Here is a 17499-nt window from a genome sequence, read left to right as displayed (position 1 = left end):
ACGCAATGCGTTTATGGACGGATTTTTTTTATACTCAGGAGGATCACTAATATGACAGTAAATACACGATGGCAGTTCTTCAATTAATTTAAAACAACAACAAAATTAATTTGGAGGATTCAATTATGATTGAAAATGCAATTAAGAAATTAACAGAAGGTTCAGATTTAACATTTGACGAAACAAACGAAGTAATCGACGAAATAATGACAGGAAACACAACACCAATTCAAATTTCAAGTTTCCTAACAGCCTTGAGTGTAAAGAAAGAAACTGTTGAAGAGATTGCCGGAGCAGCTGACGCCATGAGAGCTCACGCTTTGGAATTTCATCCTGACGAACCAGTTCTTGAAATTGTCGGTACTGGTGGTGATCACTCAAACTCATTCAACATTTCAACGACATCTGCTTTAGTAGTTGCAGCAACTGGAATTCCGGTCGCAAAGCACGGCAATCGCGCAGCCTCATCAAAGAGTGGTGCCGCTGATGTTCTTGAATCATTAGGTGTTCAAATTAACTTGGATCCTAAACGTAGTGAAGAAATCCTTAACGAAATCGGAATTTGTTTCTTATTCGCGCAGGAATATCACAAGGCAATGAAATACGTTGCTCCAGTAAGAAAAGAACTTGGTATCAGAACTTTGTTCAATGTGCTCGGGCCTCTTGCTAATCCAGCTCATGCTTCTAGCCAAGTCTTAGGTGTTTATGATGAAAGTTTAGTTGAACCAATGGCAAAAGTTTTGGACCAATTGGGGATTAAGAACGCCATGGTAATTCATGGACAAGATGGATTTGACGAGGCTTCTATCTCAGCACCAACAACCGTTATGGAAGTTCACAATGGTGAATTTACTAAATATGAAATCACTCCTGAACAATTTGGTTTTGAACGTGCTAACAAAGCTGACATCATTGGTGGAACTCCTGATGAAAATGCCCAAATCACATTAGATGTTTTGAACGGTAAAAAAGATGCTAGACGTAATGTCATCCTATTGAATTCCGCACTTGCAATTCACACAGCTAAACCTGAAATCAGTTTAGACGATGCAATCAAGTTGGCAGCTAAAGTAATTGACGATGGCACAGCAATCAAAGAATTAAACGACTTCGTAAGATTGACTGAAGAAGGAGTTGCGGCTTGATTTTAGATGATTTAGTTGCTGCCACAACTAAACGTATTAACGCTGAAAAAGCTGAAACACCACTAGTTCAATTACAAGCTCAAGCTGATAAATTACCCAACAAAAACCCGCAAGAAATTGTTGATAAATTTTTACAACCAGGGCTACACTTCATTGCAGAAATTAAGCGTTCATCCCCTTCCAAAGGGACAATCGTCACCGACTTTCCTTACTTACAAATAGCTAAGGATTATCAGGATGCGAAAATCGATGCAATTTCAGTTTTAACTGAGCCCGACTACTTCCACGGAAATTTGCAGTATCTAAACGAAATTTCAAACACTGTTCAAACTCCACTATTGAGAAAGGATTTTACAATTGATCCTTACATGCTCTATCAAGCAAAAATTAACGGGGCCAGTTTAGTTCTTTTAATAGTAGCAATTCTCACCGATGAACAACTAAATGACTATCTCAAACTTGCTGATGAGTTGGGGTTGGCAGCTTTAGTAGAAGTTCACAATGAAGATGAATTGAATCGTGCTTTAAAAGCTAACGCCAAAATCATTGGTGTCAATAATCGTAACTTGAAAGACTTTACAGTCGACTTAAATAACAGCATTAACCTTCGACCACTAGTTCCTGAAGGTATCCCCTTCATCACAGAAAGTGGTATCAAAACAACCGCAGATATCAAACGTTTAAAGGACGCCCGCGTCAATGGCGTTCTGATTGGTGAAACTTTTATGAGAGCAGACAACAAAGAAAAAATAATTAACGAATTCAAAAGTGTATAAACTATGACAAAAATTAAAATTTGTGGACTGATGACACTTGATGACATTAGAGCCGTCAATACAGCAAAACCAGATTTAGCCGGATTCATTTTTGCAGGTGGTAGACATCATCTTGAACTTGATCAAGCGTTGAAAATGAGACAAGCACTCGACCCCGCAATTCCGAGTGTTGGTGTTTTCGTCAACGCACCAATAAATGAAATGTTGAAAACCTATAGGAGTGGAGCAATTTCAATGATTCAACTCCATGGTAGTGAAGAAGAGGGAACAGTTACCACACTTCAAAAAAACAATATCCCGATAATTAACGTTTTCAAACCGAATCAATTAAATCCCGATACCAAAGCTGATTACATCATGCTCGACAGTGGCACTGGAAATGGAAAGCCAGTCGACTGGACCAAACTACAAATTACTACCGATAAACCTTTAATCATCGCCGGTGCACTTGATATTAACAACATTAAACAGGCTATCAAAACGACAAAACCTACTATAGTAGATCTTTCTCGTGGCGTTGAAACTGAAGGGATTAAAGATCCACAAAAAATAATTGATATCGTAAAACTCGTTCACAGTATTTAAATTCAGGAGGAACTACTAATGAAAGAAATGCAAGAAGAAACTAATGATACACGCCACTATGGTCAATTTGGTGGTCAATACATCCCCGAAACATTGATGGCAGAGCTTGACCGTGTCGCTGCCGCATATGACAAGTACAAAAACGACCCAGACTTCTTGAAGGAATTACATGATCTACTTAACAACTATGCTAATCGTCCTTCATTACTATATTACGCAAAGCAAATGACCGAAGACCTCGGCGGCGCAAAAATTTATCTCAAGCGTGAAGACCTAAACCATACTGGTGCTCACAAAATTAACAACGTTATTGGACAAGCTTTATTAGCTAAGCGAATGGGTAAAACTCGTTTAATTGCTGAAACTGGCGCCGGTCAACACGGTGTTGCCACTGCCACGATTGCTGCTTTATTCAATATGGACTGTGAAATCTTCATGGGTAAAGAAGATACTGAGCGTCAAAAATTGAACGTTTATCGTATGGAATTACTTGGTGCTAAAGTTCATCCAGTTACTAGCGGTTCAATGGTTCTAAAGGATGCTGTTAATGCAACTCTTCAAGAGTGGACTACACGAATCGACGACACTTTCTATGTAATGGGTTCTGCCGTTGGTCCCTATCCATTTCCTGAAATGGTACACGATTTCCAAAGCGTCATCAGTAAAGAATCCAAACAACAAATTCTTGAAGCTGAAGGAAAATTACCAGATATGGTAGTTGCCTGTGTTGGTGGTGGTAGTAATGCCATTGGAAGTTTCGCCAACTATATCGACGACGATGGAGTTCAATTAGTTGGCTGTGAAGCCGCTGGTAAAGGTGTTGACACTGATCAAACTGCCGCAACTATCGAACGCGGTTCTGTCGGCATTTTCCACGGTATGAAATCAATGTTCCTCCAAAATAATGATGGACAAATCGATAAAGTTTACTCAATCTCAGCTGGACTAGATTATCCTGGTGTTGGTCCAGAACACGCTCACTTGGCTGAATTAAAACGCGCCCAATATGTTGGTATCACCGACGATGAAGCCGTTGACGCATTTGAGTATATTGCTAAAACTGAAGGTATCGTTGCTGCTATTGAAAGTTGTCACGCAGTAGCCTACGTTGAAAAAATTGCTCCAACAATGAACAAAGACCAAATCATCATCTGCACCCTTTCAGGTCGTGGTGATAAAGATGTAGCTTCAATCGCTAAATATAGAGGAGTAGATATTGATGACTAATTTAAAACAAGTATTCGAAAATAAAAAAGCATTCATTCCATTCGTAGTTTCAGACGATCCAGATTTTCAAACAACCGTCGATAGTATCGTCACTCTTGCTGAAAATGGGGCTGATATCGTCGAATTAGGAATCCCCTTCTCCGATCCCGTTGCCGATGGTCCTGTTATCCAAGCTGCCGACCTTAGAGCGTTTGACGCCGGAGTTAATACTAACGTAGTCTTCGATATCGTCACTAAGGCACGTGAGAAAACTGACGTCCCAATCATATTCTTAACTTATTTAAACATTGCTTTTAAATATGGTTATGAAGCTTTCTGTCAAAGATGTCAAAGTCTTAACATCACGGGTCTCGTAATTCCTGACTTACCTTATGAAGAATCTGACGAGCTACAACCTATTGCAGAAAAATATGGTATCGACTTGATTCCATTAATTGCTCCAACTTCTGGCGACCGAATCGAGAAGATTGCTAAAAAGGCTACTGGTTTCATCTACATGGTTTCTTCATTGGGTGTAACTGGTGTTCGTAACGATTTCTCAAAACAGTTACAAGACACCATCGAACGAATCAAAAAGGTTACTGATGTTCCAGTCGCAATTGGATTTGGAATTCACTCCCCTGAACAAGCTGCCGAATTATCACGCATATCTGACGGAATCATTATTGGATCTGCGGTAGTCAAAATAATTGCTAACAGTGATGGTAACACTCAAAAAGATTTGGCTGATTATGCTCAAAGTATAAAAGAAGCCATTTCAGTTACCGTAAAATAAAAATAAGTGTACGATAATCATTATCTATTCGATAGATTTTATAAATGATTTGTCGTACACTTTTTTTATGTAAAGACATAAACATGGGGGATATTTATGATAATTATTGATCATTGGTTAATTTGGACGATAGTAACCATTTTAGTATTGAACACCGTCTCCGCCTTGATCACAGTGTTCCATAGACCACGTAATATCGTAACAACGTGGGCCTGGATTTTAGTCCTCTTACTGTTGCCAGTAGTAGGATTCTTAATTTATGCCTTCTTCGGTCGTGGAATTGCTCAGGAAAAAATATTTAGTATTGGGAATCAAGAACATGTGGGGTTAAAACAGCTAAATAAAATTGCAGCTGACGATCGAAACAATGATCGCAAAAGTTCGCGGTCTGATGAGACGTATTACGCCCGCCACGTAATCAGTTTTTTCAATCGAACTGAAGAAACTCCCTTAACTAGACATAATGAAATCGAACTTTTTTATGATGGCAAAAAGAAATTCGAGCGCCTGTTTGAGGATATGAAAAAGGCTAAAGAAACCATTCACGTGGAATACTACGCCTTTATTAAAAGTGAAATTGGCCAAGAATTTTTGGATATCCTAACGGAAAAAGCTAAACAAGGATTAGAAGTTAGGCTACTTTATGATCCATGGGGTTCTGGCGGACAGAATAAAAAATGGCTCAAGCAATTATCAGATGCCGGTGGCCAAGTTCTTCCATTTATCACTTCCAAAAATGTTATCTATAAAACACGTTTAAACTATCACTTGCACAGAAAGCTAACTATCATCGATGGAACAGCTGGTTGGATCGGTGGCTTCAATGTTGGCGATCAATATGTCGGCGAATCCAAGAAATTCGGCTATTGGCGTGACTCCCACATTCGTGTAAAGGGAACAGCCACACTACTTATGCAAGAAAGATTTTTCCAAGATTGGAACGCTTCTATTGATCGTAAAACGAAGCCTCTAGTATTTGAGAACAAATATTTCCCGGCTGACCGTTTCAACGAAAATACCAATCTACCTATACAAATCGTCACTGACGGTCCCGATTCGAGACAAGAAATTTTAAAAGACGGCTTCATCGATATGATTATAAATGCCAAGAAGAGCATCTGGATTCAAACGCCATACTTAATTCCCGACGATCCAATGTTCACTGCCCTAACCATCGCGTCACGTTCAGGTGTCGACGTTAGAATCATGGTACCCTGCATGCCAGACCATCCCTTCATCTTCCGTGCAACTCAATATTATTCCAACCTATTAACTCAATTTGGAATTAAGATTTACACCTATGACAAGGGATTCTTACATGCCAAAACATCAATTATCGATGACAAAATTTGTTCAGTAGGCTCAATGAATCATGATTTCAGAAGTTACTCATTAAACTTCGAAGCCAATGCATTTATTTACGATTCAAAAATTGCCAGAAAAGTGCGCAGATCATTTGAGCATGATATGGAAGATTCCACCTTGTTGACGCAAGATATTATTGACCATCAAGGAGTTTGGATGCATTTTAAGCAACGGTTCTCTCGTTTGCTTTCACCTATTCTGTAAAGAGTAAAATTGGTTGCTTGAGGTTCAATTCCGATTCCGAAGGGAAATCGATTTCCCTTCTCCATCTAAACAGAAGATACGTAATTCTTTAGTAATAGTTTCTCTGTTCGTTATTTTAGATTTATTTATTAATAGTATTAACCACAAAAGGTCGAGAACAGTTTTTGTTCTCGACCTTATTTTTGGTTTCATAAATTTGAAAGTAACCTCTAACTTGTTTTAATTTTTGGCTTTGATCCCGCACTTTCATTTACTAACATAGCAATAATGTGCGGATAGACGAACCCCACCAAAACTATAGTCAGATGTTAACTAGCCCGCAGGTCAGGTTCTTGGGGGCCCAAGCCGTGGCGTTGTCCTTAGCTTGGCATCGGCCAAGGTTAGGACAAAACCGAGTTTTGAGATTTTCCCGAACTTGGAAAAGCTCAAAATCGTGTTCACAGCGACCACGGCCCCCAAGAACCTGACCGGAGAGCGGCAGTGAACATCCACCTCACTCTAGTTTCGGACTACTAAAACCGAGATGGGGGCATGCTTAACCATGTAGCTTGCCTGGCTTCCAAACAAAGACCGAACTCCAGGCTCCGACTTAGACCCAACAACCAACAAATCCGGCTTAATAACAGGAATCAAATTCTTGCAAATAATCTCGCCAGCTTCATCGTCGCCTTCCGTTATAAACGTATTAACTTCTTTGACTCCATCATCTTCCGCAATCCTTTTATAGGATTGAATCGTTTGCTCGATACTTAAACGTTTTTCTGACATATATTGTTTCGACAAAATTTCATAAGCGTTGAAATCATTGTCTTCTACAACAGATGCAATATCTAATATGCAGTCATCTAAACTCGCTCGATATACGGCGTAATCAAATGCCACCTTGGAGTCATAAGAGTTATCAACTGCTACTAAAATTCTTTTATAAACTTCTATCATTTTGATCACTCTCGAAAAGTCATTCTTTTTCTTCCTTCAATTGTGCGACTCGTTTGTTACCACGATACAATTCTATGATTGTCCAAATCAACATTGCGACGACGATTGCGATTAATACATAGGCAATTCCGTCTGCTAATGCGGTTTGACTTTTGGTTGGATTACTGCCAAAGAATCCTTCTATTTGAGCTGGAAGTCCCATCATATTCAAGTAAGTTAAACCAATGACGGAAATCCATCCAAAAATTTTTACCAAGAAAGAATTCTTGAATTCCTTACCCATTTCGACTTCACTATCAGTCATTAATAATAATGGCAGCATTGAAAATGGTAAGGCGAACGCTAGAAACACTTGTGAATTATTCATTAAATCGTTCAAAGCGATATGCTCATCGATTGGACTCTTATTGCTAGTTAATGATACACAAATTAATACAGGAATAACTGATAGTAGTCTGGTTACCAAACGACGCAACCACAGTGGCATTCTTAAATGAACGAATCCTTCCATGATTACTTGACCAGTTAAAGTTCCGGTGATAGTTGAATTTTGACCTGATGCTAATAAAGCAACTGCGAATAAGGTTGAAAGAATACCAGTTTTTGCGACGCTAGCTAAAACTCCGTTACTCATAGTTTTAGTATCTGATAATGCTTGGAATAAGCCGAAGAATGAAGGGTCTTTAACTGCTCCACTCTTGAATACGGCAACACCCATAATTAGCAACAAAGCATTTACGAAGAAAGCAAATGTTAACTGAATATTTGAATCCCAAGCGGTAAATTTAACTGACATGGCAACTTGTTTTTTATCGTTATGGTCAATTTGTCTCGTTTGAGAAATTGCTGAATGCAAGTACAAATTATGAGGCATAACAGTGGCACCAATAATACCTAGTGCACCAGTCAATGGTGTCATACCAGCAACAGTAGGACTTTCAGAAAAAGTTTTTCCATTAGGAACTAAGCCTTTTACTACCCCACCCCAATCAGGATTTGATAGTGCAACTTGGTAACCGAAAACTACAATAATAACTAAAATCAAACATACAACTAATGCTTCAATTTTTCTAAAACCAATTTTTGTCAAAAGTAATAATAGTAAAACATCGAATACGGTAATGAACACCGCAATTACTAGCGGAATATGGAACAGCAAGTATAGAGCGATAGCTGCTCCGATTACTTCCGCGATATCAGTGGCCATGATGGCAAATTCTGTCATGATCCACAATACAATTCCGAGGGACTTACTTGTCCGTGCACGGATTGCTTGTGCTAAATCCATTTGTGTTACAATTCCTAGTTTAGCAGCCATATATTGTAACAACATGGCTACTAAACTAGAAAGAAGTATCACAGACATTAATAAATATTCAAAGTTTTGACCACCGGTAATTGATGTGCTCCAATTACCAGGATCCATATAACCCACCGCGACTAATGTGCCCGGGCCTGAATAAACAAATAATGTTTTCCAGAAGCCTTTATCCTTTGGTACTTCAACAGTACTGTTGATCTCTTCCAATGATGGTCCATTGGCGTATGCAAGCAACTTGCCTTTGCGTGGTTGACCTTCGTCTTTCATTGTTCAGATCTCCTTTTTGAATCGAGGAAATACTAACACCGGATAAATATTTGGAAATATCGATTTTAGATAAAGTGATTGGTATTTAATGATAATTGTTATACTCCGTATCAAAATCATTAAACGTTTTCACGAAATTTTTGATAAAAAAAGAGAGCTAAGATTTAGCCCTCTGAAATATTTATATTCAATTATTTATGCTTTGCGAACACGACGCATGTTTTTACGTTTCTGGTAAAGTCCGATTCCTTGACTCCAAAAAATGAAGTTAAAGAAGACGAATAATGCACCAATGATTAAATCTGTAATACCCCAAACCATTCGAGCACTAACAAGTAGCCATGTAACTATAATGATGGATAAGACCGGTATAATAGCGCCAATCCATGCATGTCTGTTGTTTGCAAATATATACTTCTCAAGAAGTAGAGCAAACACAGAACCAATTAAAAATAATACTATTTGCATTGTTTCTCCCCACACATTTCTCATTTCAATACAGGCTATCTTACCACATAAACCCAAACATATGTACGATAAATAAGCTTTTGTAATATTTAATTTTGAAGTTATTATATGAAGAAAAATAATTTTCAGATTAATGCAATTTTCAAGATTATCAATTATTTAAATTCCACTTTGCTATATTTTGAATCAATTCTACTGGAAAATCATCGACATCTTTTTTAAAATGAAGTGTAGTTTTCCCATGTAAATACGGCTGAATTTCCTCACGAAAGTGATCAATTGGTTTATCTGTTGGATAAAACCCAACATGAGCTTTGTTGATGCCAAAGAAACAAACTTGTTTAGGTTGATAATAACCTAGTAACCCATAAGAAATACGAGTTTGAGCATCAGGCAAAGCTTCAGAGATAATTTCATTCATCCGCTTTGCGAGTGCTTTGTCATCATCGTTATCCAAAGTTGATATATAATCATTTAATGCAGTCATATTAGAATCCCACCTTTTTAACTATATTTTAACTTATATTTAGGAGAATTAGTTTGTCCAAAAAGATTAGTATCAGAGAATTATTTGAAATTTTACAAAAACAATTAGGGCGTCAAAATTGGTGGCCAGCACAAAGTACTGAAGAAATGTTAACCGGAATGGTTTTAATTCAAAACACTAACTGGAAAAATGTTGATCGTTCGCTGGCAAACTTACGAGATGAAACTAATTTTGATTTAGACAAACTGCTTTCCCTAGATATTGATAAATTGAAAGAACTAATCCAACCTTCAGGATTCTTTAACGGTAAAGCTGAATACTTACGTTCCCTGTTAACCGCCTATCGAGATAACTTCTCTGCTTGGTCAAAACTTTCTACTCCTGACTTACGAAAAAAATTATTAGGATTAAAAGGAATTGGCAATGAAACCGCAGATGTATTATTGCTATATTATTTTGATAGATCAACCTTTGTGGCCGACCACTATACGATGCGTCTGTTCAAAAAAATGAAGGCCTTCGACAACAAACCGACATATATGCAGCTCAAAAAAGCTGTCGAGTTCGATTTCAAGTTCACTCCCGACGAAGCCAGCGAGTTCCATGCTTTACTGGATGAGTTTGGCAAACTTAAAAGTGATTTCTTTGATGACTATACCTTGGTATTACCAACTACAATTTAACAAAAAAAGATTCCCTCAAATTTTGAGAGAATCTTTTTTTTATTCAGTAGACTTCAATGCACCAATCATATCGATGTGTTTCAGTCGTTGATGAGTAATTGACATGACAATAATCGTGAAAACTATCATCAAAATTGTCGCTGTAATATATCCCATTAAACTAATTGTCAGTGGGAATACCACCAGTTCCGTCGAGGCTTGATGAAGAATGTAGGTGGTAAGAAGGTTTCCAACACCATATCCTACGGCAATTCCGAGAATCGTCAAAATAATATTTTCCCTGACAATATACATCGTGACTTCATTATTGTAGAACCCAAGAACTTTGATTGTTGAAAGTTCTCTAATCCGTTCAGATACATTAATATTAGTTAAGTTGTAAAGAACAACGAATGACAACACACCTGATAACAGAATGAAGATCCACACAATTGGGTTCAACGCTGTCGTCATTTTTGAAATCATCGACTGCTGATCATAGGTGTAACTAGTTCCCATCACACCACCGCTCTTCAGCAACTTATTAGCTAAATGGTTACGATGTTTAGTTGTTTGCGACTTCAAATTAACCAGCAAAGTATTAGTCTTTGGCGCATCTCCAAATATCTTGGTATAAGTATACTTATTCAAATACATATAGTGGCCAACATAATTTTGAGTCACTCCAGCAACTTTAATATCACCACCGTCACCATTCGATTTAGCGACTTTAATCGTGTCACCCTTTTCGACACCAAGAATCGACGCCATTTTTTTAGTGACAATAACTCCGTCATTAGACAAGTTAAGCCTTTTACCAGATAAATCTTTCAGTTCAACATATTTAGAAAAAGTTTTATCTTCCGGAGTATAAAAATTGACGTCATCAACCTTTTCTCCGTTAGCAGACACATTTCCAGTTGTGGCATTAATTTGTACGTTGCGGTTATATTGCTTGTCAGATTCCAACACTTTTAATGCCCTATCGGGATTATTGCCAGAAAGCCTGACAACAGCTTGATAGTCAAAAATCTTATCGTATTGTTGAGTACCACTGGCTCCAATCGAATTTTGAATTCCAAATCCAGTCAAAATTAGCGCCGTACCACCAGCAATACCTATGATAGTCATCAACATCCTTGACTTAAATCTGAATAGATTACGATAACTAACTTTCTGATTAAAACTAAGATGATTCCAAAGAGGTTTAATTCGTTCCATCAAAATTTTCTTAGCTGATTTGGGAGCCTTTGGACGCATCAATGCGGCAGGTCCTTCCGACAATTCTTGGCGCACAACAAACATAGCCGCACCAACAGTCGATATTAAAGCGAACAATAGGGATAGTAAAATAATTCCCCATTGGAATTTAACATCCCAATTAAGCGGAATGTACTGCTTGTATAACGCCAAAACTATTCGAGGTAAACTCTCGTTTCCAATCACAGCACCAAGGATTGTCCCGATAAGTCCAGCCGTCAAAGCATAGTAGAAATAATTCTTAGCAATTTCCCACTTTGTATAGCCTAAAGCCTTGAAGGTACCAATCTGTCCACGGGCTTCTTCAATCATTCGAGTAATTGTCGTGAAAGTAATCAGAGCGGCAATCAAGAAGAAGAACACTGGAAAGACGTTGGCAATCGCAGCAATTCTGTCTGAGCTTTCACCAAACGCTGAAAATCCGGGCAAGTCGTCGCGAGTTTGCCAAGTATAGCTTGATGTTGCCTGTTTAGATAACTTGTCTGAAGCATCAGTCAATTGTTGCTGTTGTTCTTTGAGAGTTGCCTCTTGTGCAGAAACATCCGCTCCAGCAAATTTAGCTGCCTCTAATTGGGCCTTTGCTTGATCTAACTGAGCTTGTTGAGATTGAACCTGTTTCAAACTTGCACCAAACACTTCATTACTTCTAACTTTTGCCCGACCCTTAAAGGCTTTTTTCAAAGCTGACAATTTGTCATCCACAGCATCCTTATAACTGTCGTTAAAAGTATTTTTACTTTGCAAACTATTAAATCGCACATTCATTTGAGTCGCAAAAGGCATCTTCATTTGTTCCGGATACAGATAAGCAAACATCCTGACCGTGCCATCACCCACATTACTCGAACCACGCGCCTGGCTATCGATATATTGTGGGGAACTAACGAATCCAACTATTTTATATGAAGCTGATTTCAAATTAGCCGACTTCGCAAATGAAAAATTTTGTCCCAGCTTGTAGTGGTAATTGAGCTTGGCGGCCTGATCCAAGACGATTTCATTCTGGTGTCTGGGCAGACGTCCACTTCGTATGATTAACTGATTCTGTTTGGAACTCTTGTCGTATCCATAAAGTGAGACTGCGACCTGGTCCTTTCCACCGACGACTTGCTTGTAATAGGCTGTCTCAGCTTTAGCACCACTGACACTTTCCGCAAGTTTAATATCTTTTTGAGTGAATCCAGACGAGGAAATCATTTGTACATCTGATAAATGCTTCCCTGTCACGGTTTTATTGAGTGAATCATTCAAACTTGGGCCAGCTGCTTTAACTCCGACGAAGATTAAAACACCCAACATAATAATCAAAATAATGGCGATAAAACGGCCTTTTGACTGCTTAATTTCTCGAAACATGTTTTTAGTCAATGGTTTCATTGTTTTCACCTACCACTCTATATCTTGAACTGGAGTTGGAGTTGGATTATCTTTTACAGATCTCACTTTTGCATCATTTATCTTAATGATTCGGTCAGCCATGGCAGCTAATGCGGAGTTATGAGTAATAATGACAACCGTTTTATTATTTTTGTGGGAGGCATCTTGCAACAAGGTCAAAACTTGTTTACCAGTTTCATAATCCAAGGCACCGGTCGGTTCATCACACAATAATAGCTTGGGATTTTTAGCCAAAGCACGAGCGATGGCTACACGTTGTTGCTCCCCACCAGATAATTGCGAAGGAAAGTTTTCAATTCTTCCACTCAAGCCCACTTGGTTTAAAACTTCAGTTGCATCGAGTGCATCCTTAACAATCGCCGAGGCAAGCTCAACATTTTCTTTAGTGGTTAAATTGGGAATCAAATTATAAAACTGGAAAACAAATCCAACATCATTACGACGATATTCAGTCAGTTGACGTTCAGAAAATGTTGCAATATCAGTTCCATCAACGATAACCTGACCGTCACTAGGAGTATCCATCCCTCCCAAAATATTCAAAACTGTCGACTTTCCGGCACCACTAGGTCCAAGAATAACCGTCAACTTTCCTTGTTCTATATCAAAAGTCAGATCATTGTTTGCAATAATCTCAGTTTCACCCATTTGATACCGTTTGAACTCATTTTTAACCTCAATATATGCCATACAATCACCTTCACTATTAAAAAGAGACTGGACATCTTTGTCGCAGCCTCTATTTTTTGTATTTTCTTATAATTATTATAGCATTTTTTAACGATTTTTTACCAAATATGAACTCTAGAACTTGGTGACAACCACATTGAGTCGCCCTCTTTAATGTTATAAGTCGTATAGAAATCGTCAAGATTTTGTAGCGCAACACTAGCACGTAATGGCTGTGGAGCATGTACATCAACGGCTAACAAATATTTCTCATAAGCAGGAGTCCCCTTGAATTTCCAACTCTTAGCCCAGGTTTCGAAAAATTCTTCAGCGTTAAAGTTTGGTTCGGCTTTAGCCGCTTGTAAGGCAGTATTCAAACCACCATTATCAGCCATATTTTCACCAACAGTCGAATCACCATCAACCGTACCACCTGCATATGGAATACCATTCCATTCAGCAGCCATCTCTTTGGTAAGAGCTTGGAACTTGTCATAATCAGCAGGGGTCCACCAGTTATCCAAGTTGCCGTACTTATCAAATTGAGCACCAGAATTATCGAAGGCATGAGAAATTTCATGTCCAATTGTGGCACCTATACCACCATAATTTTGGCTATCCGTTTGATCAGTTGAATAAAATGGTGCTTGCAAAATGGCAGCAGGAATTGTGAGGTCATTACTTTGTGGGTCATATTGAGCATTAACCAAATAACTTGGCATACTCCAAATAGACTTATCAACTTTTTTATCAAAGTTATTTAGAGCAGTTTGAAATTCAGCCGCGTTCAAATCTTTCACAGTATCGTATAGACTCTCAGTTTTAGAAATAGTTATACCTTTATAATCATTAGGAACTGTCTCAGGATAAGCAACTTTCAAGGTAATCCTAGCCAATTTATCAAGAGCATTTTGCTTAGTTGTATCACTTAACCAGGTATTATTGGATATTCTATCGTGATAAACACTTAAAATATTATCAATAAGACGAGTAGCATCTTTTTTAGCTGCTTCGCCAAAATAAGTTTTTCCATAGTATTCGCTTAAAATTTGTTCAAAATTATTCCCAGTCAAAGTGTAAGCACGTTTTTGATCATTTGGGAGTTGCGATATACCCTTATATTTCTCAACATATGGTGCGGTAGCAGCTGTAGCATCTTTACCCAATAATTGAGCATTATCAGTTAATAGTCTGACGACCATCCAAGATTTAATCATCTCGAAATTATTCTTATTAACCAAATTGTTGAATGAGCCAAAATATTTTTTATCATAAATATCTAAATCGGCAGTGTTAGTTGGGAAAAGAGCTTGGACATAATCTCCAAGTTTTAATGATTTAAATGATTTAGCAAACTTAATTGCATCCATTGGTTTGTAGAATGCATCTGGGTCGTCGATTGCATTACTTGGATCCGACGTATTCTTGGCAATTAACCGGTCGAAAGCTAATGCCTGCTCAACTGTTTTGTTAATGTCAGATTCGTTGTATCCAACTAATTCCAACATTTTAGAAGCTGATTCTGAGTAAGCTGACAACATTGCAGTTCCGTCATCATCATTGTCGTAATAAGACCGGTCAGGCAAAATTGTACCAGGGGCGTTGAAATACAAAATATGCTTTGTTGAATCTTTCAATCCAGGTTCAACTCCAATATCGAAAGGAAGAGCGAAGCCTTCTTTGCTAAATTCCACCAAATTTTGATTGAAATCATCGTAATCTTTCATAGATGAAATAGACTTAATATCCTTATTAATATCGGCATATCCGGCTTGTTTTTGTTTATATGTATCCTTAGCCTTTTGATAGAAGTCAACAGCTTGTTGCAATTGAGTAGAACCAGCTTGTTTCTGACCACTGGCAAATGCATTTAAATCATTAGTCATCTTTGTTGTGACCGTATTTTGCATGTCATCAGTCACCCCAACCGCTTGTTTATCAGCTGGAATCTTAGTTGATTCTTGCCATTTACCATTAACATAGTAGTAATAATTTTCCTGAGCAGTTGCTGTAGTTGGATCAACACTCCAATCTCCACCAGGATATTGCTTATCATTTTGTTGACTAGTATTCGACTTGGCGGTGTCGGTAGTTGTGGTACTTGTATCAGCTTGAGTTGAAACAACATTTTCAGTTGTGCCATTAGTCTGGTCTGATGTTATATCAGCCTGTGCAGTTTGAACCGATGTTATCCCCAATAAAATGGCCAAAGCTGCTCCACATATAAATATACTTCCCCTATGTTTCATATACGTATCCCCTTCTACAAAATTATTTATACTTACATTCTCATTCAAGTAGTAGTTAAATACAACCAATTTATGTAACACGGTTACACTAACAAATGAACGGCAAGAAAAAAAACACACACATTTTAAATGTGTGTGCTTGAATTGAATATTAAAATATGGAACGTACACGCTGTGGCGTGTGCGCAACAGTTTTGGTGTTGGCTACGCCAACGAACGACTAAGGATGTTATGAAAATACTCTTGCATAACCGGCAATATTACCTTTTCCTGAATAAATTGATGATGTTCCAACTGTTCCAGGCCATGAATCAATCATTGTGTTAGCGTCTAACAAGATACCAACATGCCAAATGATTCCTGTTGATGGATCGGTGAAGAATACTAAATCACCACGTTGTCTTTGTGAAGCGGCAATGTGTGGCATTCTCCAGTCGGCCCACATGTCACGACTATTCCATTCGTGACCAGGTTGAGCGTGTTGAATTGAACCAACTGGTGATGGGTCAATTCCAGCTGCGTACATTGCTTGCGTAACTAATCCAGAACAATCAACACCATAGTCTGGTGAACTTGCAGCACCTGAAACCCAAGGTTGACCAATATACTTCTTGGCTTGAGTAATCATTGCTTCAATGTGATCTGAACGTGAGCTGTTTTCATTTGTCAAAAGTGGTGCGATGTATGAATCAATTCCGTACCATGAATCTTCGGAATAACCCATAGCTTTCCAAGTAGCCAAATCAGTAACACCAGTTACAGGTAGACCAGCTTTAGCTTGGAAACTTCTAACAGAGTTGATAACATTTCCATCATAAATAGTGTGGCTGTTTGAATAACCAAATAGCTTTCTAACAAGGTAAACCTTGATACCTTCAACGCCATTGTACAAATCGTAACCTACAGTACCTTCGGGTTGAATTTGAGTATTGTGAATTTGAAGCCAACCAGCAGGATTTGAATAAGCAGGAGCATCAGTAGCATCGTTTGAATTAATCCAAAGATTTGTTCCAACTTGGTAATAAGTAATACCATTCAAATCGTTAGTTTTGTTGAATTGCCAGCTAGTATTAGCAGCTAAATTACCGTTACTTGCATCAGAGAATCCTGAATCATTACGATTGTAAGTTTTGGCACCCCAACCTTTAACACGAACAACACCACTCTTATTGTTACCAAAAGTTAGTGTAACGTCATTCCCATTTGCGTAGGCGTCAGTACTTACACGATAATAAGTATCACCAGCTTGTGTAGAAAGCTTTTGATCAGTGATCCATCCAGAATTTGGAGCAATACTTACAGATAGCTTGTTTCCATTTCCATCATATAATGATGCTTGTTGGTTACCAACCGTAACAACACCACCGTCAATCTTTGTAGCAATAGGTTGATCAGTTGGCTGTTCACCAGCTTGTGTGTTGGCATCAGTTGCAGCCTGCACATTTGCTTGTGGAGCTTGAACTTGTGTAGCAGTTAACTCATCTGATGAACTTGTTTGTGTATCTGCAGCATTAGCAGAAACAGTTGCAGTAGATTCTGTTGCAGTAGCAGCTTGAACTTGAGCAACTTGAGCAGTTTGATTGTCGCTTGTGGCAGTATCTGCCTTAGCGTTATTTTGCATAATTCCAACTGATACTCCAGCAAGAACCAAGTTACTAAAAATAATTACTTTATGACTAATTTTCATATTTTCCCCTTAAAT

Annotated in this window: 15 protein-coding genes; 7 read left to right on the top strand and 8 right to left on the bottom strand. The window is 38.2% G+C overall.

Annotation, left to right across the window (positions count from 1 at the left end):
* Nucleotides 1-125 precede the first annotated feature (125 nt).
* The 6 genes from trpD to cls all read left to right on the top strand — a co-directional run bounded on the left by trpD (nucleotide 126) and on the right by cls (nucleotide 6077).
* Nucleotides 126-1145 (top strand): anthranilate phosphoribosyltransferase, encoded by a 1020-nt coding sequence (gene trpD, locus ABM34_RS10975; protein WP_048705729.1) that lies wholly within the window; start codon nucleotides 126-128, stop codon nucleotides 1143-1145.
* Nucleotides 1142-1921, top strand: coding sequence for an indole-3-glycerol phosphate synthase TrpC (gene trpC, locus ABM34_RS10970; RefSeq protein ID WP_048705728.1), 780 nt, complete (start codon nucleotides 1142-1144; stop codon nucleotides 1919-1921). The genes trpD and trpC overlap by 4 nt, the downstream gene beginning before the upstream one ends.
* A gap of 3 nt (nucleotides 1922-1924) precedes the next feature.
* Complete coding sequence (locus ABM34_RS10965; protein WP_048705727.1) at nucleotides 1925-2506, top strand: phosphoribosylanthranilate isomerase; 582 nt, start codon at nucleotides 1925-1927, stop codon at nucleotides 2504-2506.
* A gap of 18 nt (nucleotides 2507-2524) precedes the next feature.
* A complete protein-coding gene (gene trpB / locus ABM34_RS10960; RefSeq protein ID WP_048705725.1) occupies nucleotides 2525-3733 on the top strand; it encodes a tryptophan synthase subunit beta in 1209 nt (402 codons plus the stop codon).
* Nucleotides 3726-4508 (top strand): tryptophan synthase subunit alpha, encoded by a 783-nt coding sequence (trpA, locus tag ABM34_RS10955; RefSeq protein ID WP_048705723.1) that lies wholly within the window; start codon nucleotides 3726-3728, stop codon nucleotides 4506-4508. The genes trpB and trpA overlap by 8 nt, the downstream gene beginning before the upstream one ends.
* Before the next feature lie 96 nt (nucleotides 4509-4604).
* Nucleotides 4605-6077 (top strand): cardiolipin synthase, encoded by a 1473-nt coding sequence (gene cls, locus ABM34_RS10950; RefSeq protein ID WP_048705722.1) that lies wholly within the window; start codon nucleotides 4605-4607, stop codon nucleotides 6075-6077.
* Nucleotides 6078-6575: 498 nt separating this feature from the next.
* On the opposite strand, the gene ABM34_RS10945 is transcribed toward cls, so the two are convergent.
* From ABM34_RS10945 to ABM34_RS10930, 4 genes are all read right to left on the bottom strand, one after another.
* Complete coding sequence (locus tag ABM34_RS10945) at nucleotides 6576-7016, bottom strand: universal stress protein (protein WP_048705720.1); 441 nt, start codon at nucleotides 7014-7016, stop codon at nucleotides 6576-6578.
* 19 nt (nucleotides 7017-7035) lie between these two features.
* A complete protein-coding gene (locus ABM34_RS10940) occupies nucleotides 7036-8604 on the bottom strand; it encodes an Nramp family divalent metal transporter (RefSeq protein ID WP_048705718.1) in 1569 nt (522 codons plus the stop codon).
* Between the two features lie 195 nt (nucleotides 8605-8799).
* Complete coding sequence (locus tag ABM34_RS10935; RefSeq protein WP_048705717.1) at nucleotides 8800-9072, bottom strand: hypothetical protein; 273 nt, start codon at nucleotides 9070-9072, stop codon at nucleotides 8800-8802.
* 151 nt (nucleotides 9073-9223) lie between these two features.
* Complete coding sequence (locus ABM34_RS10930; RefSeq protein ID WP_048705715.1) at nucleotides 9224-9559, bottom strand: iron chaperone; 336 nt, start codon at nucleotides 9557-9559, stop codon at nucleotides 9224-9226.
* 53 nt (nucleotides 9560-9612) lie between these two features.
* Here ABM34_RS10930 and ABM34_RS10925 point away from each other — a divergent pair, with 53 nt between their 5' ends.
* Nucleotides 9613-10242: an endonuclease III domain-containing protein gene (locus ABM34_RS10925; protein ID WP_048705713.1), complete on the top strand. Its 630-nt coding sequence runs from the start codon at nucleotides 9613-9615 to the stop codon at nucleotides 10240-10242.
* A gap of 39 nt (nucleotides 10243-10281) precedes the next feature.
* Here ABM34_RS10925 and ABM34_RS10920 read toward each other — a convergent pair whose 3' ends face one another.
* From ABM34_RS10920 to ABM34_RS12960, 4 genes are all read right to left on the bottom strand, one after another.
* The gene (locus tag ABM34_RS10920; protein ID WP_048705712.1) at nucleotides 10282-12858 is read right to left on the bottom strand and encodes an ABC transporter permease; all 2577 of its coding nucleotides are present in this window, start codon (nucleotides 12856-12858) and stop codon (nucleotides 10282-10284) included.
* A gap of 9 nt (nucleotides 12859-12867) precedes the next feature.
* Nucleotides 12868-13569: an ABC transporter ATP-binding protein gene (locus ABM34_RS10915; RefSeq protein ID WP_048705710.1), complete on the bottom strand. Its 702-nt coding sequence runs from the start codon at nucleotides 13567-13569 to the stop codon at nucleotides 12868-12870.
* Nucleotides 13570-13667: 98 nt separating this feature from the next.
* Nucleotides 13668-15797, bottom strand: coding sequence for a M13-type metalloendopeptidase (locus ABM34_RS10910; protein WP_048705708.1), 2130 nt, complete (start codon nucleotides 15795-15797; stop codon nucleotides 13668-13670).
* A gap of 229 nt (nucleotides 15798-16026) precedes the next feature.
* A complete protein-coding gene (locus ABM34_RS12960; protein ID WP_053084472.1) occupies nucleotides 16027-17484 on the bottom strand; it encodes an NlpC/P60 family protein in 1458 nt (485 codons plus the stop codon).
* Nucleotides 17485-17499 lie beyond the last annotated feature (15 nt).

It is taken from the genome of Companilactobacillus ginsenosidimutans, from assembly GCF_001050475.1.
Taxonomy (GTDB): Bacteria; Bacillota; Bacilli; order Lactobacillales; family Lactobacillaceae; genus Companilactobacillus; species Companilactobacillus ginsenosidimutans.
This window is presented reverse-complemented; position numbering and strand designations above follow the sequence as displayed.